The 22,462-nt window shown below is 64.6% G+C and carries 17 protein-coding genes and 1 pseudogene; 10 read left to right on the top strand and 8 right to left on the bottom strand.

What is annotated here, in order from left to right:
• The coding region (locus tag RT551_RS00945; protein ID WP_313455036.1) for a hypothetical protein at positions 1–935 on the top strand (935 nt) is incomplete at its 5' end.
• Complete coding sequence (locus RT551_RS00940; RefSeq protein ID WP_139103662.1) at positions 928–2,838, top strand: DUF4209 domain-containing protein; 1,911 nt, start codon at positions 928–930, stop codon at positions 2,836–2,838. The genes RT551_RS00945 and RT551_RS00940, both read left to right, overlap by 8 nt.
• A 50-nt stretch (positions 2,839–2,888) precedes the next feature.
• Here the strand turns inward: RT551_RS00940 and RT551_RS00935 are convergent, their stop codons facing one another.
• The 4 genes from RT551_RS00935 to RT551_RS00920 all read right to left on the bottom strand — a co-directional run bounded on the left by RT551_RS00935 (position 2,889) and on the right by RT551_RS00920 (position 8,834).
• Positions 2,889–3,347: a hypothetical protein gene (locus RT551_RS00935; protein WP_012480233.1), complete on the bottom strand. Its 459-nt coding sequence runs from the start codon at positions 3,345–3,347 to the stop codon at positions 2,889–2,891.
• Between the two features lie 787 nt (positions 3,348–4,134).
• Positions 4,135–7,128, bottom strand: a complete 2,994-nt coding sequence (locus tag RT551_RS00930) for a Tn3 family transposase (protein WP_313455035.1) — start codon at positions 7,126–7,128, stop codon at positions 4,135–4,137.
• Positions 7,129–7,152: 24 nt separating this feature from the next.
• Positions 7,153–8,424, bottom strand: a complete 1,272-nt coding sequence (locus RT551_RS00925; RefSeq protein WP_005413373.1) for a site-specific integrase — start codon at positions 8,422–8,424, stop codon at positions 7,153–7,155.
• On the bottom strand, positions 8,421–8,834 hold the full coding sequence (locus RT551_RS00920) for a helix-turn-helix domain-containing protein (protein WP_313455034.1): 414 nt from the start codon (positions 8,832–8,834) through the stop codon (positions 8,421–8,423). Before RT551_RS00920 ends, RT551_RS00925 begins: the two co-directional genes overlap by 4 nt.
• Before the next feature lie 90 nt (positions 8,835–8,924).
• On the opposite strand from RT551_RS00920, the gene RT551_RS00915 reads away from it, so the two are divergent.
• From RT551_RS00915 to RT551_RS00885, 7 genes are read left to right on the top strand one after another with little or no spacing between them, the layout of a single operon-like run.
• On the top strand, positions 8,925–10,883 hold the full coding sequence (locus RT551_RS00915; protein ID WP_313455032.1) for an FTR1 family protein: 1,959 nt from the start codon (positions 8,925–8,927) through the stop codon (positions 10,881–10,883).
• A gap of 24 nt (positions 10,884–10,907) precedes the next feature.
• Positions 10,908–11,525, top strand: a complete 618-nt coding sequence (locus RT551_RS00910; protein ID WP_005413376.1) for a cation transporter — start codon at positions 10,908–10,910, stop codon at positions 11,523–11,525.
• Positions 11,522–11,878 (top strand): hypothetical protein, encoded by a 357-nt coding sequence (locus RT551_RS00905; protein ID WP_012480228.1) that lies wholly within the window; start codon positions 11,522–11,524, stop codon positions 11,876–11,878. Before RT551_RS00910 ends, RT551_RS00905 begins: the two co-directional genes overlap by 4 nt.
• Before the next feature lie 55 nt (positions 11,879–11,933).
• Complete coding sequence (locus RT551_RS00900; RefSeq protein WP_313455031.1) at positions 11,934–13,211, top strand: TolC family protein; 1,278 nt, start codon at positions 11,934–11,936, stop codon at positions 13,209–13,211.
• The gene (locus RT551_RS00895) at positions 13,208–14,158 is read left to right on the top strand and encodes an efflux RND transporter periplasmic adaptor subunit (RefSeq protein ID WP_021201906.1); all 951 of its coding nucleotides are present in this window, start codon (positions 13,208–13,210) and stop codon (positions 14,156–14,158) included. The genes RT551_RS00900 and RT551_RS00895 overlap by 4 nt, the downstream gene beginning before the upstream one ends.
• An 8-nt stretch (positions 14,159–14,166) precedes the next feature.
• Positions 14,167–17,358: a CusA/CzcA family heavy metal efflux RND transporter gene (locus RT551_RS00890; RefSeq protein ID WP_313455030.1), complete on the top strand. Its 3,192-nt coding sequence runs from the start codon at positions 14,167–14,169 to the stop codon at positions 17,356–17,358.
• Positions 17,355–17,630, top strand: coding sequence for a hypothetical protein (locus tag RT551_RS00885; protein ID WP_019184735.1), 276 nt, complete (start codon positions 17,355–17,357; stop codon positions 17,628–17,630). The genes RT551_RS00890 and RT551_RS00885 overlap by 4 nt, the downstream gene beginning before the upstream one ends.
• A gap of 15 nt (positions 17,631–17,645) precedes the next feature.
• On the opposite strand, the gene RT551_RS00880 is transcribed toward RT551_RS00885, so the two are convergent.
• Both RT551_RS00880 and RT551_RS00875 read right to left on the bottom strand, forming a co-directional pair.
• Positions 17,646–18,743, bottom strand: a complete 1,098-nt coding sequence (locus RT551_RS00880) for a UvrD-helicase domain-containing protein (RefSeq protein WP_012480224.1) — start codon at positions 18,741–18,743, stop codon at positions 17,646–17,648.
• Positions 18,721–20,301, bottom strand: coding sequence for an AAA family ATPase (locus tag RT551_RS00875; protein WP_012480223.1), 1,581 nt, complete (start codon positions 20,299–20,301; stop codon positions 18,721–18,723). Before RT551_RS00875 ends, RT551_RS00880 begins: the two co-directional genes overlap by 23 nt.
• 274 nt (positions 20,302–20,575) lie before the next feature.
• Here RT551_RS00875 and RT551_RS00870 point away from each other — a divergent pair.
• Positions 20,576–21,628: pseudogene (locus tag RT551_RS00870) on the top strand (DNA-binding protein).
• A gap of 20 nt (positions 21,629–21,648) precedes the next feature.
• Here RT551_RS00870 and RT551_RS00865 read toward each other — a convergent pair.
• Together RT551_RS00865 and RT551_RS00860 are read right to left on the bottom strand one after the other, a co-directional pair.
• The gene (locus RT551_RS00865) at positions 21,649–21,870 is read right to left on the bottom strand and encodes a hypothetical protein (RefSeq protein ID WP_012480221.1); all 222 of its coding nucleotides are present in this window, start codon (positions 21,868–21,870) and stop codon (positions 21,649–21,651) included.
• A gap of 39 nt (positions 21,871–21,909) precedes the next feature.
• Positions 21,910–22,407 carry a hypothetical protein gene (locus RT551_RS00860; RefSeq protein WP_012480220.1) on the bottom strand — a complete coding sequence of 166 codons (498 nt, stop codon included), beginning with the start codon at positions 22,405–22,407 and terminating at the stop codon, positions 21,910–21,912.
• Positions 22,408–22,462: the final 55 nt, after the last annotated feature.

Below are 22,462 nucleotides of genomic sequence, written 5' to 3'. Positions count from 1 at the left end.
GCCACCGCGCGGCCGGCTCGCCGCGCGAGGCCCCGGCCATGACCCCGGCCGGCACCGTCCAGCTGGACCTGCCCCGGATCACCGCGACGCTCCAACGCGGAGTCCGACGGGTCGCGGCCTTCATGTCGTTGGGCTTGAATGCCGCCCGCAGCGCCACGCCGGCGTCACTGGAGCTGGCCCCGGCCGACACCCGCTACCATTTCATCCCCACCAACTTGAGCCACGAGGCCGTCGCCCACATTGCCGACGAGTTCCAGCTGTGGATCCTGACCAACGGGGTGCGCGAACTGTGTGCGTTCCTGGAGCGCTACCTGCACGATCTCTACCTGGCCGCGGCGCTGATCAGCCTCAGTCAGGGCGGCCGCCTGCCGCCGGACGCCCCGGTGCCCACGGTCCCCACGGCGTTCGAACACACGGGGATTGGGCGCAAGCTGGAATTGCTGCGGGAGACCTTCGGTATCGATGCCCCCCATAGCGATTGCCTGTCCACCTTCTGGGATGCACGCAACTGCCTGGTCCACCGGCTGGGGCTGGTCGGCCCTAAAGATCTCGTTGGCGGACGTGAGCACCTGTTGGTGAAATGGATTGGCCTCGATCTGTGGCTGCACCCCGTGGGCGGGGAGCCCCAGCTGATGCCGCTGGATCTGGGGGAGGGTATCTTCCTCAGGGACGGCGGCGAGGTGCAGGCGCGGACCGTCGAGCGTCTCCTGACCTTCGAGCTGGGGCACCAGGTGGGCTTCACTGCCCACCAGCTATCGGAGATGCTGGTCACCGCCCTGGGGCAATGCGAGGCACTGATGCAGAGCCTGCACGCATTGGCCGCATCCAAAGGCTTGCTGGACAACCCACCACCAGCCACGTCCGCGTCATCCGACTCCGGCAGCCCCGCCCCGCGCGCCGGTACCACGATCCATGAGGGAGAGCAACGTGAGTAGTGCAGAGACCTCCTCGGCCGCCGATCACGCCGACCCGCCTCCGGGTCCTGCGCCGCCGGCGGCGCGGCGGCGGTCGCTGCTGCAGATGCCCTTCTGCGCCGACTGGCTGGCCGACGGCGCCTGGGAGCAGCTCATCGCCGACGTAGACTGGAGCAGCGATGGATGGCGCTTGGCACAGACCCTGGCGGCCATCGCGCACCAGCAGGAATCCACCGGCGACCGCACCACGGCGGCGCTGCTGCGGCTGCTTGCGTGCCTGGCGTCCATGCACCTGCAGGTGGGCGGCGATGAGCTGCTGACCCCGCGCTACATCACCCCGGAGCGCTGGAGCGCTGGACTGCGCGACATGGACGCCAACGACTGCGCCGCCGTGATGGCAATCGCCCGGACCACCCAGCTGACCTGGATCCGGGCGCGCTGTGCGGAGGTGGTGTTGGCCTCGCCTCATGCCCAAGGGCGCGAACGTCACGCGTTGGCCGCGCTTGGGGCTGACGCCTACCTGCAGCTGGTGCGCGAGGCTGAGGCGACGACCGCGGACGTGGAAATCCACACCGTCACCCACCTGCGCCGGGCCTTGGCCCTGGGCTGGCCGGCAAAGAAGAAGGATGTCGCGTTCCAGCAGCAAGTCTGGCGCTCCTTCATGGCCCTGTTCCGTCGCACTTTGCGCGGACCCTTCCCGGGCATGGCCGATGGTTACGTGACCGAGCTGCTCGACCGTCCGTCCGATCATGCGCGGGAAGCGGCCGAACTGCTGGAGACGACGGCGCGTGCGACCGCGCCAACCGAGGACATTGATAGCGAGATCCAACACCGGCTGTTCAGCCTGGCGCGGCGGTTGTGGGAGTCGGAGCGCGAACTCGCACGCGCTCGCGCCGCAGGCCGACACGCTGCGGAAGCGCTCGTTGCACGCGCCGGCAACGTCGCAAGTGCCGCCGTGAAGGCGGCCTGGCTTGCCCAGGCCATCGCCGAGCTGAGGCGCTACCACGGCGATGCCGAGCGGGTGCAGCGGCTGCAAAGCGAGCTCGCTGATGTCCGGCTGCGTATCGCCGACGAGGTGGGCGAGATCCAGCTACAGGTCGATGTCAGGCACATTCACGAATGGGCGCAAGAACACGTGGCCTCGGCCGATTACCAACTGGCTCTGCTGAAGATTGCCTTCGCGGCACTGGACCATCCGGACCCCGAACGGGAGCGCCAGCGCGCCATCGCGGAGAAGCGCGGGGAGTTCTTCGGATCCTTCTTTGGCAGCACCCACCTGGATGCGGAGGGAGCCCCCATCCGATCCCAAGGGCCCTTCGACGCAAACGACCCAGTACATGTGGAGGCGGCCGCCATCGAGCGCTTGTGCGACGAGCGCTACCCTCGCGTGCTGGCGCCATTGATCGACATCGCCCTGCGGACGCTGTCCGAGCGGTTCAGCAGCGCGTTCGATGACGTGCTTTCTCTCGTTCGGTACAGTCCGGCGACCCCGCACGGCCACGCCTGGCAGATTGCCCGCGGGCTGTACGCCGGACTACAGTTCCGCTGGATTGATGCGGCAATCAATCTCATTCCGATGGTCGAGGCCTTCGTCCGCGCCGACCTCAAGCGCCACGGCATCGACACGCGGGTCGCGAACGAGCTTGACGGGGAGAACGAGCGGTCATTGACCCTGCTGCTGGAGTTGGATGCTCAGCGCGGCATTCTGCCCGCCGGCATGAACTTCGAGTTGAAAGCCCTGATGACGCATCCCGCCGGTGCCAATCTGCGCAATCGGTATGCTCATGGCTTGATGTCGGATAGAGAGCTGAGCAGCCCTGCGGCCATGGCCGTGTGGTGGCTCATGCTACGGATCGTGCTCAGGCCATTTTGTGAGCTAGCTGAGCCCAAGCAGGCAATGGACGGCGAGGCGGGCGCCACCTAGATGAAGCGCCACAGCAAGGCCGACAATGGGTCGGCGTTCACGAGTCTTCGCTAGAGCCAGCGGCCTGCGGTCTGCTGCTGGAATATCCGCAGTGCAAGCTCATAGTTGATACAGGTCTGCCCGCTGTAGGGTGCGACCTTGACGAACAGTGCCAGTTCTTGCGGCGAGAACGACCAGCTCTCGGGGAGACGCAACTTTCGTTTAGCAGCCCCATCGGCGCTGTTGCAATCACCACAGATCAACGTATCCGGAAAGCGCCCGTCACCATGGCAATGATGCTCCGCCATGGTAATGCTGAATCCCATGCCATACGCATCGCCGAACCTGGCGCGCCACGAGGGCCCACGGATCTCCGTCCAGCGGATCAGCTGCTGCGCGGTCCGACCACAGCAGGGGCAGCGCCAGCCGCTGTCGACGGCGTCGCGGTACTTGCGCGCACAATGCATCCCAGTGAATGCCGCAATGTCATCTGCAGTCGGAATACGCGAGTACTTCGCTGATTTTGTCATTGCGATTACGCCACCATACGATCCAAGGGCAAGGGTACAACGCATCGGCACCCCCCGCGGGCGCACAGGATGATGCGAGGGCTCCGTCGTGGCGACACCGCAAATCGTGGCCTGCTTTGAGTCAAGAAGGCGCTCCCCATTCCAATAGCGTGCCCCAGCGCCTGGCTCCGGCCGCCTTGCCATCTGCCACTCGAGCTCGCGATGACTACCGGCGACTGGCGGGCTCGCGGGCTGGCGGTTGGAATTTGAGATGAAGTATAGACGCGCCGCAGGGAAGAACGAGCCCACCGCGTCCCGGCAGAGCGCATCGATGCTGTGGGAGCCACAGGATATGAGCCGGACATCCTGCGGGTCGTGGAGGAATATCAGAGCCGATCGATGCAGTAGACTGGCGCGCAGGCCCCGCCTGCACGCACATCGCCATACAGACACGGAGGACGATCATGCCCCGCTGGGACCTGACGCGTGAGCTGATTCATTTCACCCAAGGTGACACTCCGGACGCGGCCTGCAGCAGGCTGCGCAGCATCCTAGGCGACGGCTATCCACGGGGCAGCGATCACCGGATCACAGGGGGCTATCGCTGCGTCTGCTTCACCGAGGCGCCTCGGGCGGCGTTGGCGGCAGGGCTGGTCAACCGCTAGAACTACGGACGCTATGCGCCCTTCGGCCTGATCTTCGACAAACGTTGAGGGTCGGCAGGGAATCATTACGTACAGGGCCAAAAGCTGCCTAAGCGACTGAATTTCAAGGTTGATTGCTCGTCTCTCGATCAGGTTCTCCCCATCTATGGGGTCTGTTCAAGCACCTTGGCTGTGTAGCTCAGCGGCGCCACTTCCCTTTCAAGATCCAGGTGGTAGTCGCCGAAGCGATTGATGTGGCTGGTCCGATAAGGCGACAGGCCGGCCAGGATCTCGGGCGTCAGTTCAATCCCCTCCTTCCTCATCTCGGCCAAGGTCCGGCTCATGCCTTCCACGTTGTGGAGGATGATCATGTTGGCCACCAGCTGGCTGTACTTGATGATCTTGCGCTGCTCGTGTTGGACGTTCTCAGCAATGATCCCCTGGCTGCCAAAGAACACCCATTTCACGAAGCCGTTGTATTCCTCGCTCTTGTTGGTGGCAGCATGGATCGTTTTGCGGATCTCATTGTCATCAATGTAGCGCAGCAAGAACAGCGTTCGAACGGCCTTGCCAAGTTCCCGGAAGGCGAAGTACAGCTTGTTCTTCCGGCTGTAGGTGCCCAGCCGGCGCAGGATCGAGGACGCGGTGATCTTGCCCAATCGGATTGAGATCACCACCCGCAGCATGTCGTGGAGATGGGTGGCGATCAGTCGCCAGTCGATGCTGTCCCCGAACAGTGCCTGGATGTTCTTATAAGCCCTACCCGGTTCGGGCCGAAAGAATGTCAGGTCCTTGATGTTCCGGATCCGGGGCATCAGCTGGATGCCCAGCATGTGGGCCAGGCCGAAGACCGGATAGCTTTGGGCCTGCGTGTCGCCATGGACGATCTCAGGCTGGATGTCGGAAGTGTTGGCCAACAGACCGTCGAGGATGTAGATGCCCTCGTGCACGCCACAGGGAATGAAGTGGCTGAACAGCGCTACGTATTTGTCGGACACGTGGTAGTAGCCGATGCCACCGTAGCCGCCGTAGCGGATGTGATACTCCGACAGCAGGTTGTCCTCGTAGACGCTCCACTTCGTGCCATCAGCTGATGCGCTCTTGCCGCTGCCCCAATAGCCAGGCAGGTCGAATTTGTTGTAGGTATTGATGACCTCCACGATGGCCTTCTCAAGCACATCCTCGGTCACGTATTTCAGGTTGAGCCAAGCGACTTGGCGCCGGCTGAAGCCCTTGATCGACCGCGCCGTCTGCGTCGGCCCCAGGTTGCAGCCATAGCAGAATGGCGTGGTGATCACACGTCGGGGCAGATCTTCGACCTGGCTCTCGGTGCCGGCGATCGGGCGGAAGAAACGGTGCAGATCCAGCCATTGGCTGGCATCGATCAGGACATCGACGATGCTGGATTCTGGAAGCCGTTCGGCGATGAGGCGATCCACCGTGGTAATCGCGCTGGAGACTTCGGCGCGTTGCCCCTTCCGCAGCACCAGGCGCCCATCCAGGATGTCCGCATGTACGTTCTCCGGGAAACGCGCGTCGACCTCATCGGCCAGGGAGGTCAGTTGTGCACGTAATCCCGCCACGAAAGACTCGGCGTCGGTGGGCAGGCCTGACATCTGGCCGTAGGCTTCCAGTTCCTGGGCCAAGGTGGCTTCATCGACCAGCTGCTCACGGTAGTCATCAAACCGTTCGCTGCTGGGAATGAAGAGATCTCCGGACTTCAGTTCGTCCTTGACCTGCACCAGCACGGCCAGCTCGAAGTACTTACGGTGCATCCAGCCGGCGCCGGCTGCACTGGCCCGCTTGCCGAACACGTGCTGACACCAGAGCTTGGACATCCAGTCAAAGTCCTTTTCCGGGTCCAAACCGAGGGAGGCGACCTCGATCAGCTCACGGCGCTGGTTGCGCAGCGAGAGCACCGCTGCGATCAGCGGCTCCATGCCGGCGTCGTGGCTGGTCGCCCGAAGTTTCATCAGCTCCAGCCCATTGAACAGCAGCGGCCTGACCGCGCCATAGGGCTGCAGCATGAAAGGCAGGTAGTTCTTCCCGGCGTAGGCCATATGTTCTTCGCATTCGGCCAGCAAGGTCGACACTTCCGCTTCCAGGCTGTTGTCGATGGCATCCACGCGCTGACTATCGCTGCCGTCTAGCTGATAGGCCTGCAGGATTTCCTTGAGCTGGCCGATGAGGAAGTCGGCCCGTTTGGCATGTTCGAGCTGGTAGGCCAGCAATTTCTGCTGGGCCGTGTTCTCCAGCCCGCGCACCTGCTTGATGAACAACTCGGCTGCATCATCCAGTGTCTTGGCATGCTGGGCGCGAATGAAGATGGTGGCCAGCGCATAGCGCTTGTCCGGAGCCAGTTCGGCCAGCTCGCTGGCGTCATAGGCCCGAGCCATTGCACGGAACTGCTTGAGCTTGGGCACCGGCACATCGATGGGAGGCAGCTGGTCGGCCAACTGCTGCAGCATGCGGATGTGCTGCAGGTAGAACCGAACTTCCTTGTTGGTGGGCCGGCCGGGCTCGCGCTTGAGTGATTGCCAGCCGGTGAACCTGGACCCTTCCGGTGCGCGCAGCAGTTCGTCGATGAGCGTGCGCGTGGCAGGCGTCAGCGCGTGGCTGATGCTGCGGTAGTAGCCCAGATTGACCCGCTCACGGGCGCCGATGGCGGCCAGCTCCAGAGTGCGGAAACCGGGCAGTTCGTAGCGATGGTGCACCAGCTCTTCGAGCAGGACGTTCACGATGTCCGGGATGGTGTGCTTGGTCTGGGCTGCTCCGGTGGCCACTGTGTCCAGCCAAGCCAAGCCCGATTTATCCAGGGGACGTACCCCGATGAATTGCCGAAGCTGCGGCATATGCCGGCGCTGGCTGCCGGAAGCGTCGTAGCGTTCGAGCTGGTCGGTGTCCAATACGCTCCCGAGTCGGGCGGCCTTGGCGATGTGCTTCCGGATCCGCTCGGGTACGTCGGCCAACAGCGTGAAGTAGCCCAAGCGTTGGAAGAGCTTGAGATGAATCAGTACCGCCAGCTGCGGACCCGGCTGGGTGGTCAGCTGCTTGGCGAATGCAATCTCAGCGGCGGTCGGGGTATAGATCTCCTCCAGTTCCTTGGCGGTGGGATCAGGCTTCAGTCGCGGGTAGGCGGTCTCGTGAAGGGTAGCCATTGGATCCGGAGGGTGTGAGGGGGATCAGTCCCAGTGCCGGCCGTCGTCTGTACTGAGCGACGCTTCCAGGAAGCACTGGTGCGTATCGGCCATGCGGTGCATGTCATCGAGCAACGTGGCCAGGATTTCATCCAGATCCCTTTCGGGATCGGTGGGAGCAGTCAACTGGTACTCGCTGCTGGCGGTGTTCAGGCGCACAGCCTGGAAGGGGGCCAAGCAGATCTCTTCAATTCGGCCTCGGGCCTTGGCCGCGCCGCGGCCCGTGCGGGCAAACGGGGTCAGCACCATGCGCAGGCGCAGCTGCAGGGCCGATTTGCCCTCCGGCGCCGGCAGTGCCATCGCCGGTACCGGCACGGTTGGACTGGGCAGGCTTGCTTCAATGCGGTCCCGGGCAAACGGGTCACGCCCGTCCAGGTAACGCATGGCCGACTGCACATCGCGCCAGCCCACGTACTCCATCAAGGCCTTCATGTCCCAGCCTTGGTCGTTGGCCCAGCTGGCAAAGCCGCGGCGCAACGAATGGCTGCTGTGGAGCCCCGCATCGGCAAAGCCGGCACTGGTCAGCAACTCGCGCAGCAGGCGCACCAAGCTGTTGGGATGCAGGCCTTCGGCGCTCACCTGGCCCCATTGGTTGACTGCCCGAAACACCGGCCCTTCTTGCAGGTCGGCCGCCTGCAGCCACGCCTGGGTCGCCTCCACCGGACATAACCGCGACAGCGCCGGCACCTTGTAGGTGACGCCGGCTGCCTGGCGATCACCCTTGCTGCGTGGCAAGAAGCAGGTCATCCCCTGTCCCGGCACCAGCGTGAGATGGGCCACGTCCAGACGCAGCAGTTCATCGCCACGGAATCCCCGCCAGAACCCGAGCAGCACCAGCGCTCGGTCTCGTTGATGGCGCAGCGCCGCCGGCCCATCGCCCCGGGCATGTGCCGCAGCGATCGCCGCGGCCAGCCAGTCATCGAGCTCGACCAGCCGCCGAATCTGGAGCGGCGCGGCTTGCTTGACCTGGCCCGGGTGCAGGGTCTGGATGCCTTTGAGCACCTTGCGCACCAGCGGCGATCGGGTCGGGTCGACAAAGCCGTGGTCGCGGTGCCAAGAGGCGATGGCCGCCAGACGTTGGCGGAGGGTGCTGGTCGCCAAGGTCTGCGCATAAGCGGCCAGGTACCGGGCCACGCTGTCAGGTGTCGCTGGGAGGTGGCCTTGCCATTCAACCTCGAAGTGCCGCAGCGCCGACGCATAGCTGCGCACCGTGTTCTGGCGCGTGGCCGCATCGAGGTAGCGGTCCAGTTCGGTCACTGGCGCGTGGCCTCCACCGAGGTCGTCTGGCGCAGCGTCGACAGGATGGTGCATTCCGCCCGCTGCCCGCCATGGCAACTGGCAATCACCCGTTCCAGCTCGCTGGCCATGCGCTGCAGGTCGGCCATGCGGGCGCGCACGTCGGCCAGATGGCTGCGGGCCAACCGGTCCACGTCCCCGCACGAAAGCTTCTCATCGCCGGCCAGCTGCAGCAGGCTGCGGACCTCCTCCAGGCTGAAGCCCAGGTCCCGGCCACGCGCAATGAAGCGCAGCCGCTCGATGTCGGCCGGGCCATAGACCCGGTAGCCGTTGCCCGTGCGCCCCGGGCGCGGCAGCAACCCGATCCGCTCGTAATAGCGAATCGTCTCCAAGTGGCATCCGCTGGCGTCGGCAGCCTCACTGATTTTCATTCGTAGTACGCTTGACTCCGTAGTAGCTACGGACTTTACGCTGAACCCGTATCCGCCGCCACTCCGGCCGCGGCGCTGCATGTGACGACCATGCCACTGCCCATCGCCTTGATTCGCTACTGCCTGATTGCCTTGCTGATCGGCTGGGTTCTGCCCGCTTCTGCTCAGGCGGAGCCTGCCGCAGCAGACCTGCGCCAAACCTGGCAGATGCTCGATTACATCGCGGTCGACTACCCCGGCGCGGTCCAGGCCGGTCGCGTAATTGCCCCCAACGAATACGCCGAAATGAGCGAGTTTGCCGGCTCCGTGCGCAGTCAGCTGGCAGCATTGCCCGGTGGCCAGAACCAGCAGGAGCTGACGGCCCAGGCCGACCGCCTGGTCCAGGCGGTGGCAGAGAAGGCCGACCCGGCGCAAGTGGCAACGTTGGCGCGCGGGCTCGGCACGACGCTGTTGGCCCGCTACCCGATCGGCGCTGTTCCGGCGAGCGCGCCGAAGACCTCCCAGGCCGCGTCCATCTACAGCCAGCAGTGCGCGGCCTGTCACGGCCCCACAGGTCACGGTGATGGCCCCGCCGCGCAAGCGTTAAGTCCGCCGCCGATCGCGTTCACCGATGCCACTCGCGCCGCGCAGCGAACGCCGCTGTCGTTGTACGAGGTCATTTCCCAGGGTGTGCCGGGTACCGGCATGGTCAGCTTCTCTGGGCTGTCAGAAAGTGATCGCTGGGCGTTGGCATTCTATGTGGGCAGCTTGGGGTACTCCTCGCAAGCCAAGGCTCAAGGTGAGGCGTTATGGCGCACCAGTGCCGAGGCCCATACGCACATTCCCTCGCTCGAAGCGCTGACACGCACGCGAGAGGCCGATCTTGCCACCACGATGCCCGCCGATCAGGCAAACGCGATCATCACCTACCTGCGTTCGCAGCCACAGGCAGTAAACGAAGCGGTACCAGGAGCCGATCGCTTTGCGGTGGCGCGGCAGCGACTGGCCGCCAGCCAGCGCGCTTACGCTGATGAGGACCTGGCTCAAGCCAAAGAGCTTGCGCTCTCGTCCTATCTGGATGGTGTAGAGCCGCTTGAACCCACGCTGGCCACGCGCAATCCGTCATTGCTGCGAGAGATCGAGACGGCCATGGCAGGCTACCGCGCGCAGCTGGATCAGCATGCGCCCGCGGCTGACGTTGCCGGGCAGGCAGCGCAAATTGCCCAGCTGTTTGATCGCGCGGACGTGGCGCTGCAGGACACCCGAATAGGCGCCAGCACCGCGTTTCTAGGCAGCTTTACCATCTTGGTACGCGAAGGACTGGAAGCGCTGCTGATCGTGATTGGTATCGTGGCGTTCTTGCGTAAAGCCGAGCGGTCTGATGTGTTGCCGTATGTGCATGCGGGTTGGATCTGCGCGTTGTTGGCAGGCGCAGCTACCTGGGCAGTGGCCACTTACTTTGTTGATATCAGCGGTGCGAACCGGGAAGTCACTGAGGGCGTCTCGGCCTTGTTCGCTGCCGCTGTCCTGCTCAGCGTAGGCATCTGGATGCACCAAAAGAGCCTTGCAGGGCGGTGGCAGGAGTACCTGCACGCCAAGCTGACGACTGCGCTGACACGGCGCTCGGCTGTTTTCCTGTTCATGCTGGCCTTTGTCGCGGTGTACCGCGAGGTGTTTGAGACGATCTTGTTCTACATCGCGATGTGGAGCGATCAGGCGTCCACCGCCATCCTCGCAGGCCTGGTGGCGGGAATCGCGGTGTTGGCTGCGGTGGCGTACTGGATGCTGCGCATGAGCAGGCGGCTGCCGATTGGCCGGTTCTTTTCGATCAGCTCGATTCTCATCGCGGTGATGGCGGTCATCCTGATCGGTAAAGGCGTGGCCGCGTTGCAGGAAGCGGGCTGGATCTCTCAAACACCGCTCGCGTTGCCGCGCATCGAGTGGATCGGCCTGTATCCCACCTGGCAGTCGCTGCTGGCGCAGGTATTGGTAGGCACCGCCGCCATCGTGGGGTTCCTCGCCAATGCCCGTTCCGGTGTGCGTGGACAGCCAGGCGCAAACAAGCAATGAAACAACACAGCAGAGGACCAAGACATGAGTGATTGCGGGTGCCACCACGAAGCCAAGAACAAGGAGGAGCGACGCATCCTCTGGATCGCCTTGGTCCTGAATGCAGCGATGGCCGTGATCGGCGGCATTGCCGGCTGGATTGCCCATTCCACCGGGCTGCTGGCTGACGCGCTGGACATGCTGTCTGACGCCACCGCCTATGCCATTGGCCTGGTCGCTATCGGGCGCACGGCGCGCTTCAAGGCCAACGCCGCGTGGGTCAGTGGCAGCGTGCTGCTGGTGCTGGGCGTAGGCGTGCTGGTCGAAGTCGGCCGCCGGGTGATGTACGGAGCCGAGCCGGTCAGCGGTTGGATGATCGGTACCGCTCTGGTCTCGCTGGCCGTGAACCTGAAGGTGCTCCGTATGCTCGCCCCCTTGAAGTCTGGCGAAGTGCATCTGCGAGCGACCTGGCTGTTTACCCGCGCCGATGTGGTGGCCAACGTTGGGGTGATTCTGGCCGGCCTGTTGGTGTGGTGGCTGGCCAGCCCCTACCCGGATTTCGTGATCGGCGCCCTGATCGGCCTGTATGTGATCAAGGAGGCTTTCGAGATCTTGGGTGATGCTCGCCGGGCGCGTGCCGACGCGCGCAAAACGCCTGCATGACAGCGCTTGGCCGGCTGAGCTGTGGCCTGCGCTGGCTGCTGCTGGCGCACTTGGCCGTGGGCCTTGTGACGCAGCCGGTGCTGGCAGTGGTTGGCGAGCTCCATGCTCAAACCCATCTGGCCGCGGCCGACCATGACCCGGCAGTGGCATCACCAGCTTCCGAGCGTGGCGTAGACGCCGCGCTGCACCGGCTACAGCAGCTGGTGCTGTGCTGTAGCCAGGCCGCGCCGGCTCCAGAAATAGTGTTGGCCATTGCTCATATCGGCCGGCATTGGCCGTCGGCGACAGCCCATGCGGACAGATATCGGCATGAGCACCTGCTCGCGCCGTTCCGGCCGCCGATCGCAGGGTGATGCGCGCCGGCGTGCGCCGGATCCCTGTTGGCTATCGAAAATTCTGGAGTACTTCATGCATGTGCGATTGGCGGCCCTGGCCGCGTGGCTACTGTTGAGCGCGGCGGCAACGCCGGCGACAGCAGAAGAGCTGATGACCTTGGACGACGCGTTTGCACGCGTGGCCCAAAACTACCCCGAGCTGCGCCTGGTCGATGCGCGAGCCACGGTGCTCGCTGCCGAGCGCGACCAGGCCGTGCAGCGGCCACCGTGGACGTTGGGGGCGGAGGTTGAAAATGCGCTGGGCACGGGCGCGGCCCGTGGCCTGGACAGCGCGGAGTTGACCTTGAGCCTGAGCTCGGTCCTGGAGCGCGGCGGCAAGCTCGACGCCCGCCGCACCTTGGCCCAAAGCCGGATTGATGCACTGGCCGTGCAGCGCGAGACCGGGCGGCTGGACCTGCTCGCCGAGACGGCGCAGCGCTATTTGGCCGTTGTCGGTGCCGACCGGCAACGCAGCCTGGCGAACATGGATGTCGGCCAGCGCCAGCGGACCGTCGCCGCTGCCCGGCAGCGCCTGCAGGCTGGCGCGTCTCCCGAATCGGTGATGCTCACCGCACAAGCAGCACTGGCGAGAGCAGAATTGACCCGTGATCGGGCCGAGCAGCAGCGCATTGCCGCCCGGCAGCACCTTGCTGCCCTCTGGGGCGAACGTGCTCCGAGCTTCGAGGTGGCCGCGGCGGATCCCATGACCCTGCCGGCGATCGCGTCCATGCAGTCGCTGGCCGAGGAATTGGAGCGCACTCCCGAGTTGGCGCAGTTTGCCGATGCCCGCCGGATCGCGCAGGCACGACTGCAGCTGGCGCGTTCGGCGGCCTCGCCGGACTTGTCGTGGCAGCTGGGCGTGCGCCGCCTGCAGGAGACTGACGACACCGCGCTGGTGGCCAGCCTGTCCATGCCACTGGGCAGCCGCAGCCGCGCGCAGCCGGAGATCCGCGCCGGCGAAGCCGAGCTGGAGGTTCTGACGATCGAGCGCGAGGCCAAGGGCCTGTCGCTGTATTCCACGCTGGTCGAAGCCCATGGTCGCTACACCGTGGCGCAGGCCGAGGTGGCACGGCTGCAAGGCGAGGTGCTGCCGAAGTTGGCCCGGGCTGAGCAGGCCGCCGAGCGCGCCTATCGCGCCGGCGCGATCAGCTACCTGGAATGGGCACAGCTGCAGTCCGAACGCACGGCCATGGCCCAGCAGCAGCTGGACGTGGCGCTCGATGCGCAGCGCGCCCTGATCGAAATTCAACGCCTGACCGGCCAGGCGCTTGTCGCGCCGCCGGCGGCTGCTTCCACCGGAGAGACCCCATGAATCGCTTTTCCTGGACCGCACTGGGCATGGCCCTGATGATGCTGGCCGCCTGCAACGCGTCGGCCCCCAACGAAGCGTCCGAAGGCGGCGCCGCCGCTGAGGGCGAAGAGCACGGCGAGCACGAGGAAGCGCCGCTGGAAACCAAGATTGCCGCCAAAGCTGCGCAGGCAGCGGGTATCCAGGTCGCACCGGCAGGCCCCGGTGAGATTGCTGACGAGCATGAGGTGCAAGGGCTGTTGACCCCGATTGACGGTCGCATCGCGCAGGTCACGGCACGCTTCCCCGGACCGGTCCGCTCCGTGCGTGCGGGCGTGGGTGATCAGGTACGGGCCGGCCAGGCACTGGCCACGGTAGAGAGCAACCTGAGCCTGACCACCTATACCGTCACCGCGCCGATCAGTGGCGTGGTCATGGCGCGCACGGCCGCCGTAGGCATGGCCGCCGCTGAGGGCGCGCCGCTGTTTGAGGTCGCCGACCTGTCCACGCTGTGGGTGGACCTGCACATCTTCGGCGCCGACGCCCAGCACATCGGTGCTGGCGTGCCGGTGACGGTTACCCGCTTGAGCGATGGCGTCACCGCACAGACCACCTTGGAGCGCGTCCTGCCCGGCACCGCCACCGCCAGCCAAAGCACCATTGCGCGCGGCACGGTGGCCAACACCGATGGCCTGTGGCGGCCGGGGTCGGCGGTCAAGGCGCGGGTCACCGTGGATCGCCAATCGGCAGCGTTGGTGGTGCCGATCACGGCGCTGCAGACCGCAGAAGACCAGGACGTGGTCTACGTGCAGCAGGGCGAAACCTACCACACCCGGCCGGTGAAGCTGGGGCGCCGCGACGCCGAACGCGCCGAAGTGCTGGAAGGCCTCAAGGCCGGTGAACAGGTGGTGGTGGCCCAAAGCTTCCTGATCAAGGCCGACATCGAAAAGTCCACCGTGGAAGAAGAATGAGGCCCGCCATGCTCGAACGCCTCATTGGGCTGTCCATCCGCCATCGCTGGCTGACGCTAGTGCTCACCGCTGCGCTGGTTGCGCTGGGCGTGTGGAGCTACCGTCACCTTTCCATTGACGCCACACCCGACATCACCAACGTCCAGGTCCAGATCAACACCCAGGCCCCGGGTTACTCGCCGCTGGAGGCCGAACAACGGGTTACCTTTGCCATCGAAACGGCCATGGCCGGTCTGCCCAAGCTGGACTACAGCCGCTCGCTGTCGCGCTACGGGCTTTCGCAGGTCACCGTCGTCTTCAAGGACGGCACCGACCTGTACTTTGCCCGCCAGCAGGTCGCCGAGCGCCTGCAGCAGATCGCCTCCCAGCTTCCCGAAGGGTTGGACCCGGAAATGGGGCCGATCTCCACCGGGTTGGGCGAGATCTTCATGTACACCGTGGAGGCCGAGCCCAACGCTCGCAAGCCCGACGGCACCCCGTACACGGCCACGGACCTGCGCACCCTGCAGGACTGGGTGATCCGGCCGCAGCTGCGCACCACGCCCGGCGTCACCGAGGTCAACACCATCGGCGGCTTCGAGCGGCAGATCCACATCACTCCCGATCCAGCTCAGTTGGTGGCGCTGGGCTTCACGTTGAACGACGTGGTCGCCGCGGTCATGCGCAACAACCAGAACATCGGCGCCGGCTACATCGAGCGCAACGGACAGCAGTTCCTGGTGCGCGTGCCGGGCCAGCTAGCCAATCTGGAGGCAATCGGCAACATCGTGCTGGACCGGCGCGATGGCGTGCCCATTCGGGTGCGCGACGTCGCTAGCGTGGGCGAAGGCAAGGAGCTGCGCACGGGCGCGGCCACCCAGAATGGCCACGAGGTCGTGGTCGGTACCGCCTTCATGTTGTTCGGCGCCAACAGCCGGGAAGTCTCCCAGGCGGCCGCGGCCAAGCTGGATGCCGCCAACGCCAGCCTGCCTGCCGGCGTCCATGCCAAGGCCGTCTATGACCGCACCGCGCTGGTGGATCGCACCATCGGCACGGTGTCCAAGAACCTGATCGAGGGCGCGCTGCTGGTGGTGGTGGTGCTGTTCCTGCTGCTGGGCAATGTGCGCGCCTCGTTGATCACCGCGGCGGTGATCCCGTTGGCGATGCTGTTCACCATCATCGGCATGGTGCGTGGCGGCGTGTCGGGCAACCTGATGAGCCTGGGCGCGCTGGACTTCGGCCTGATCGTGGACGGGGCGGTGATCATCATCGAGAACTGTCTGCGCCGGTTCGGCGAGGCGCAGCACGCGCTGGGCCGCCAGCTCAACGATGAAGAGCGCTATGACCTGACCGCCTCGGCCACCGCCGAGGTGATCCGTCCCAGCCTGTTTGGCCTGGGCATCATCGCCGCGGTCTACCTGCCGATCTTCGCGCTGTCCGGGGTAGAAGGAAAAATGTTCCACCCGATGGCGATCACGGTGGTGCTGGCCCTGACCGGCGCCATGGTGTTGTCGCTGACCTTCGTGCCGGCGGCGATCGCCAGCTTCCTGCGCGGCCGTGTGGCTGAGCACGACAACCGCCTGATGCGCTGGTCGCGTGCCCGTTATACGCCGCTGCTGGATTGGGCCCTGCGTCGGCGCGTGGTGGTGCTGGCCGGCGCGGCCGTGCTGGTGGTGGGCTGTGGCGTGCTGGCCACCCGCTTGGGTTCGGAGTTCGTGCCGAGCCTGGATGAGGGCGACATCACCTTGCAGCCCATGCGTATTCCCGGCACCAGCTTGGAGCAGTCGGTGGCCATGCAGGAAACGCTGGAGAAGCGCCTGGCCCAGTTCCCGGAGGTGGCCAACATCTTCTCAAAGATCGGCACCGCCGAGGTGGCCACCGATCCTATGCCGCCGTCGATGGCCGACACCTTCCTGATGCTCAAGCCCCGCGACCAGTGGCCCGACCCGCGCAAGCCCAAGGCCGAGCTGGTGGAAGAGCTGGAGGCGGCGGCCAAGGAAATCCCGGGCAGCAACTACGAGTTCACCCAGCCCATCCAGATGCGCACCAACGAGTTGATCTCCGGCGTCCGTTCGGACGTGGCGGTCAAGGTCTACGGCGACAACCTTGACCAGTTGACGCGCCTCGCCAGCCGGGTCGAGCGAGTCATGCGTAGCGTCCCCGGCGCCGAAGACGTCAAGGCCGAGCAGGTCTCCGGCCTGCCGCTGCTGACCATCACGCCAGATCCGGCGGCATTGGCACGGTATGGCCTGAACCCGGGCGATGTGCAGGAAACGGTGGCCACCGCCATTGGGGGCAGTGTTGCCGGCCAGTTGATCGAGGGCGACCGCCGCTTCGACCTGGTCGTGCGCCTGCCCGAAGCGCAGCGCCAAGACCCCGCTGTGCTGGCAGATCTGCCCATTCCGCTGCCGGCAAGCACCAGTGTCGATGAGTCCAGCCGTCTGGCCGCCGGCGCCAATGGGGGGCCTCGCACGGTGCCGCTGCGGGAAGTGGCGAAGATCCAGGTAGAGCGCGGGCCCAATCAGATCAACCGCGAGAACGGCAAGCGCCGCGTGGTGATCACCGCCAACGTGCGCGAGCGCGATCTGGGCGGGTTCGTCGGCGAGTTGCGCATACGCATCGGCCAGGATGTCGCGCTTCCAGAGGGCTACTGGATCGATTACGGCGGCACCTTCGAGCAGCTGATCTCGGCCACCCAACGCCTGGGCGTGGTCGTTCCGGTGACACTGGCGTTGATCTTCGCTCTGCTATTCATGGCCTTCGGCTCGGCCAAGGATGCGGCCATTGTGTTCAGTGGCGTGCCGCTGGCGCTGACCGGCGGTGTGCTGGCACTGGCTCTGCGCGGGATTCCGTTGTCGATCTCTGCCGGCGTGGGCTTCATCGCGCTGTCGGGCGTGGCCGTACTCAACGGGCTGGTCATGATCGCCTTCATCCGCCGTCTGCGCGAACAGGGCGATCCGCTAGACGACGCTGTGCGCGACGGCGCCCTTGGACGCCTGCGACCGGTGTTGATGACCGCCCTGGTAGCCTCGCTGGGCTTCCTACCCATGGCCTTGAATGTCGGTGCTGGCTCGGAAGTGCAGCGGCCGCTGGCCACTGTCGTCATCGGCGGCATCGTCTCATCCACCGCATTGACCTTGTTGGTGCTGCCGGTGCTCTATCGTTGGCTGCATCGCGACCGAGCTCCCCGCGCCGGTAGCACTGCTTTGGAGTCCCCATGAACGAGCTCAACCTGGAACAGGTCCGTGCGGCGATGTTTACCGACCCGGGCGTGAAAGCGGTGGACGACCTGCGCCTGGTCGCCGGTGAGCATGGCCGTGCGATCGCGGCCACCATCACGGTCGCGGCGCCCTCGGTCGACCTGGACCTGGTGCATGCTGTGATTGCCCAGGTCCTGGCCGATCAATTCGGCATCGATCAGATCATGCTGTGTTTCAACGACCCGGGCCCGGTACCGCCGCCGCCCACCGCGGCGCCGTTAAAGAAGATGTGATCGCAGCCCCTGGCTCTATGCGTCTGCGCTGGCAGGCGCATAGAGCTGATGACCCGGCAACGCGCACGCGCCGGCATACACAAAGGCCACGCTTTGCCGCGCCCGGGTGAAGGCCACGTAGTATTTCGGCGGCGCGGTGATACGCGCTGCATCGGCCGTGCGCAGGTACTGCGTCAACGGCCCGTTCGGAAAGATGAGGACCCGACTGTAGGTGCGGCCCTTGCACTGCCCAAAGTTCACCGCCGGCAGTCCGTCGCACGCCTGCCGCCGGTCATGCCGGAGCACGGTGGGGGCGAACTCCTGCATGTACGCGGCCACATCCCCTGGAGCGACGAGGTAGATGCCATCGTGTCCGGTGACCTCGCCATTGCCTGATTGGGTCCGCGGCATCTGCGGATAGAGCGTGTCAGCCATATCGCACAGGGCCTGGACGCAGCGCAGACTGGTGAGGCGGTGATCCAGCCGGCATAAGCCGTCGGCCTCCCAAATCTGAAACAGCGCTGCCAGATTCGGACCACGGTATTGGCTGTACCTTTGCGCATAGTTGGTGGCATACGTGGCTTGGCGCGTATCGCCTACCAACGTGATGGCAATCTCGCTCTTCAACAGCCGTTCGACCAGATCCAGATCAAAGCCGGCCAGATCCTGGACTTCGTCGATGTAGAGCTCGTCGTACATCGCCGCCAATCGCGCCACGACCTGGCCTTGGGTCAGCTCATCGCAGCGCACAGCGAAATCGGCCGCTCGGTCCGAATACATCCGGTTGCCCGCCAGGTAGTGGCGCGCCACCTGGGTGCGTGGGGCGCGGTTGTTGGTGACACCTTCTACGAACAGGATGGTCTCGATGCGAGGCTCAGGGCAAAGCGCAGCCTGGTACGGGCGAATGCACTGGCGCAGCAGAAAGCCATACCAGCTGTGCAAGGTGACATGCGCGGGGACCGCGCCTGCGTGGGCCTCAAACGAGCGCCGGATCTCTTCCAGGTTTTCCAGCGTGTAGGTGACAATCGCGATGCGGCGCCCAGGTCGCTCCAAGGCCTGCCGGACCAGCAACGTGGTCTTGCCCGAGCCGGCTGCCGAGAGCAGGACCCGGTTAGGTGATGGCACGCTGGACATAGTCCGGGAACCTGATCGAGTGCGGGCTATTGAAAATCGCCAAGGCCGTATCGGTCTTATGGCCCTTCATGTACTTGAGCAGCGCCACCTCATCGGCAAAGGCCTTGCCCAGCACGGTATTGAGTTCGGCCAGCGAGTTGGCTTTGATCAGCTGCTCTTCCAGCGAAGGGGCGCTCTCGTCGGAATCGTAATAGATCGCGTTGATGTGCTCGGCATAGCGCTCTTGCACAACTGCGATATCACCGTCGTTGTCGGTGATCACCTTGGCCTGAATCCTCAGTCGATCGGCAATCTGCAAGAAGCGTTTGAATGCCAACGACTTGACCGAAATGATGTCTACGCCGTGAGCCATCGGCGCCACGCCGTGATGGTCACTGTAGGCACGCTGCACGATCAGTTCGTCGGAAGGGCCTTCCACCAGGATCGCCTGCTTGGCCAGGATCAACCGCAGCGTGTCGTGGCCCGGCAGCTTCATGAAATAGTCGTGGGTATCGCTGGGCAGCTGGTCCAGCTTCATCTGGCCTTGCGCGCTGAACAGGATCACGTTGTCCACGCCCAGCTTGTTCAACACGAAGCTGCTGTGGGTGGCGATGATCACCTGCTGGGCGGTGGAGAGGGCCGCAATCTTGTCGATCAGCTGGGTCATGCTGGAATAGGACAGATGGTTCTCCGGCTCCTCGATCAGCAGCACGTGAGCCGCGCCGGCCGCGTGCATCGCCAGCTTCATCTTCACCGCGCTTTGCTCGCCCTTGCCGGCCTGGGTGAACGGGAGCTCATCCAGGTAGGGTGACAGGCTGGTTTCCCACGTTGAGCGCGGCGATGTGTCCACGCCTACCGTCAATGCCCTGTGGCTGATGTCCCCGGTGTGCTCGGTCAAGTAGGCATTGATCGCTGCCACATCCGCTTCTTCGGAAAAGCTCTGCCGCATGCGGCGGAAGCTCAGCGACAGCGAGACGCGCTGCGCAGGCGTCAGTGCCTGCTCGATGATGCCGGCGATATAGCGATCGGCACCGGACAAGGTCTTGATGCCGTGCGTGTCGATGATGGTCGAGTCGAACGGAATACTACGGGCGGTGACGCCATTGTTGGCGAAGGAGTACCAGCGCACCGTGTAGTACTCCACCGGCAGGCTGACCGCGCCCTGGTGCTGCTGCAGGTAGGCGTTGAACTCCTCGCGGTAGTCGTCGTTGAGCTCGACCAGCAGCCGGATGCCGGCGGTATCCAGACGCAGGGAGTTGTTGGTGCCGCGTAACGACGCCAGCGCGGCGTCGGCGCCCAGATAGGCTTCGATGGAGATCCGTGGCGGCGAGGCCGGCGTGCCCGTGGCAAGCGCTCCCAAGTACTCCTGCACCGTGGGCTGGTGGAACAGGTAGCGCGTGAGCTCGTAGGCAAGATTGCGCCCATGCAGCTGGCCGGTGACCACCGCGTGGATGGCCTCCAGCAGGGTGGATTTACCGACCTCGTTGTCGCCCACCACCAGGTTCATGTGGGCATTGAGGGGCAGGTCCAGATGGCGAAACGACTTGAAGTTGTCGATGACGATACGTTCGATCGGCATGCACAGTCCTTTGATGGCCAACGGGCTCGGTGGCGGAGCCTGCCTGCACCCTGGCTGGCCTCCTTTCCGCTCTGGGCCATACTACCCAGCGATCGCCGGCCCTGGGCGGTTTCGTACTGCTTGGGACGCCGGGAAGGGTCAGAATCCGCCTTACGCGGGATAATTCAATATTATCCCGTATAACTATTTTCGCCGACGAGCGGTCGTCTACCTGCTTTAATAGTATGTAATTACATGGTATGTAATACATTACGAAATAAAGTGGGGTGGCACGATGGCGCGCGCAGGACTCTATAAGAGTGACGTCCAGAAGGCGCGCGACGCGCTGCTGGCCCAAGGCAAGAAGCCGTCAGTCGACGCGGTGCGAGTGGCCTTGGGCAACACGGGCTCCAAGACCACGATCCACCGCTACTTGCGTGAACTGGAAGGAGAGGAAGGCGGCGGTCCGGCGAGGACGGTAGCCGTTAGTGATGCTTTGCAGGACTTGGTTGCGCGCTTGGCCTAGCGGCTCCAGGAGGAAGCAGAGGCCATCCTCACCCAGGAGCGTGAGCGCCATCAGGCTGAGCTCCACAGTCGGCAACAGGCGCTTTCCGGTGCCCAAGAGGAGGCTGCCGCCTTGAGCAGTCGGCTGCAGCGCACCGAAGCAAGCCTGCACCAAGAGCAAGCTGCTCACGCCCTCCTTCAACAGAATCTAGGTGACAGGATCGCGGAAATCGCCCAGTTGAACGAGCGCATCGCTGGCATGACGGTGCGGCTGGCTGATCATGAGGCGCATACGCGTTCTCTGGAGGACAAGCATGCCCATGCCCGGGAAGCGCTTGAGCACTACCGCACTTCAACCAAAGAGCAGCGTGAGCAAGAGCTTCGCCGTCACGAGCATCAGGTCCAAGAGCTGCAAGTAGCCTTACGTCAGGCCAATGAAGCCTTGGGCGCGAAGAATCAGGAGCTGTTGGTGCTGAACCGCGACAATGGTCAATGGCTGGAGCGCCACGGGCGGATTGAGCGTGAGCTTGCCCAGCTACGACAGGCCCACGAAGGCCAACACAGCGAGGTCGTGGCGTTGCGCCAGACCGCGACGGACTATTTGGCACTGCAGGAGCGCTGGAAGACTGACGCCAAGACCTTGGATACCATGCGCAACGAGCTAGCTCAAGTTCAAGACACCCTTGCGCGGGAGCGTGAGCGCCGCGAGAGCGCTGAAGCCGATGCGTTGCGTGCCAATGCACGTCTTGAAGCGCTAGAGCCTCTACTGAATCAACTGACGCCAGCACAAAATGCGGTGAAGAAAACTCGGCGCGGCCATGCGCAAGATGGGGGAGCCGACTGACGAGGCTGCTCGTTTGTCTGCTAGCGGCTGGGGTGGCGCTCACCTGTCCAGTACGCCCATTCCATAGGGACGACCCAATCTACAAACAGTTTGGCTACTGAGGACTCCGGTGCCAAATGATAGGGCTTGAACATGCCTTGCTCGGGCGAACTGGTCATCAGGTAGCGCAGGCGCTTCTGGACCTCCTGAAAGATGGCTTCCCGCACATGGGCGCTGTCGTGCACGCCAAGACGCATCGCCACCGAGGCACCTTGGCGTACCGCCGCCCAGCAGCAGTAACGCTACCGCGCGATCGGCAAGCCCCGCGGTCCGGATTGAAAGACGAACCCCACATCACGTGCCCAGCCTGGGTCGAAGTGATGTTTGAGCAATTGCTGCTCCAGAAACTGCTCGGTCTCCCAGAGTGCAAGTTCATCCCACAGCTCCAGTTTCGCGTCCGCCAAGTCTACATCGTGTGCCATATCGCCGAGTTGGTCTTCCAGCACCGGGAGCAGGTGCCTGCGCTCGTGGGTAGACCAGGCGAAAGCCCATTGCAGATCTTCGATGGGCGTGACCTCGGCATCGGGGCGGATCTGCCATCGATCCGCTGGCCAGGGAACTTGGATCAAGGCCAAGTCTCGCAGCGTGTCCAGCACCAGCAAGGTGGAGCGGCGTGTGGGCGCCACCGGTAGGCGTCGTAGCTGCGCGGCTAACAGTGCGGCTAGGAAAAGGGTGCCACGAAGGCCCAACTCCTCGATGCTGGCGACCCCAGATGGCGTCATTGACGAGGTTCCGGGCATGCGGTTTCCGGGGATGAGGGAGCGGCGTGGCTCCTGGGGGGGGGGGGGGGGGGGG

Origin of the sequence: Stenotrophomonas sp., from assembly GCF_032103445.1 — a bacterium.
Lineage (GTDB): Bacteria > Pseudomonadota > Gammaproteobacteria > Xanthomonadales > Xanthomonadaceae > Stenotrophomonas.
Note: the sequence above shows the minus strand (reverse complement) of the source record. Positions and strands in the feature narration are given on the sequence as shown.

Coding starts and splice junctions, on each gene's coding strand:
- RT551_RS00935 (WP_012480233.1), bottom strand. CDS start 3,347: ATGACAAAATCAGCGAAGTACTCGCGTATTCCGACTGCAGATGACATT.
- RT551_RS00930 (WP_313455035.1), bottom strand. CDS start 7,128: ATGGCTACCCTTCACGAGACCGCCTACCCGCGACTGAAGCCTGATCCC.
- RT551_RS00920 (WP_313455034.1), bottom strand. CDS start 8,834: ATGAAAATCAGTGAGGCTGCCGACGCCAGCGGATGCCACTTGGAGACG.
- RT551_RS00915 (WP_313455032.1), top strand. CDS start 8,925: ATGCCACTGCCCATCGCCTTGATTCGCTACTGCCTGATTGCCTTGCTG.
- RT551_RS00910 (WP_005413376.1), top strand. CDS start 10,908: ATGAGTGATTGCGGGTGCCACCACGAAGCCAAGAACAAGGAGGAGCGA.
- RT551_RS00905 (WP_012480228.1), top strand. CDS start 11,522: ATGACAGCGCTTGGCCGGCTGAGCTGTGGCCTGCGCTGGCTGCTGCTG.
- RT551_RS00900 (WP_313455031.1), top strand. CDS start 11,934: ATGCATGTGCGATTGGCGGCCCTGGCCGCGTGGCTACTGTTGAGCGCG.
- RT551_RS00895 (WP_021201906.1), top strand. CDS start 13,208: ATGAATCGCTTTTCCTGGACCGCACTGGGCATGGCCCTGATGATGCTG.
- RT551_RS00890 (WP_313455030.1), top strand. CDS start 14,167: ATGCTCGAACGCCTCATTGGGCTGTCCATCCGCCATCGCTGGCTGACG.
- RT551_RS00885 (WP_019184735.1), top strand. CDS start 17,355: ATGAACGAGCTCAACCTGGAACAGGTCCGTGCGGCGATGTTTACCGAC.
- RT551_RS00880 (WP_012480224.1), bottom strand. CDS start 18,743: ATGTCCAGCGTGCCATCACCTAACCGGGTCCTGCTCTCGGCAGCCGGC.
- RT551_RS00875 (WP_012480223.1), bottom strand. CDS start 20,301: ATGCCGATCGAACGTATCGTCATCGACAACTTCAAGTCGTTTCGCCAT.
- RT551_RS00860 (WP_012480220.1), bottom strand. CDS start 22,407: ATGCCCGGAACCTCGTCAATGACGCCATCTGGGGTCGCCAGCATCGAG.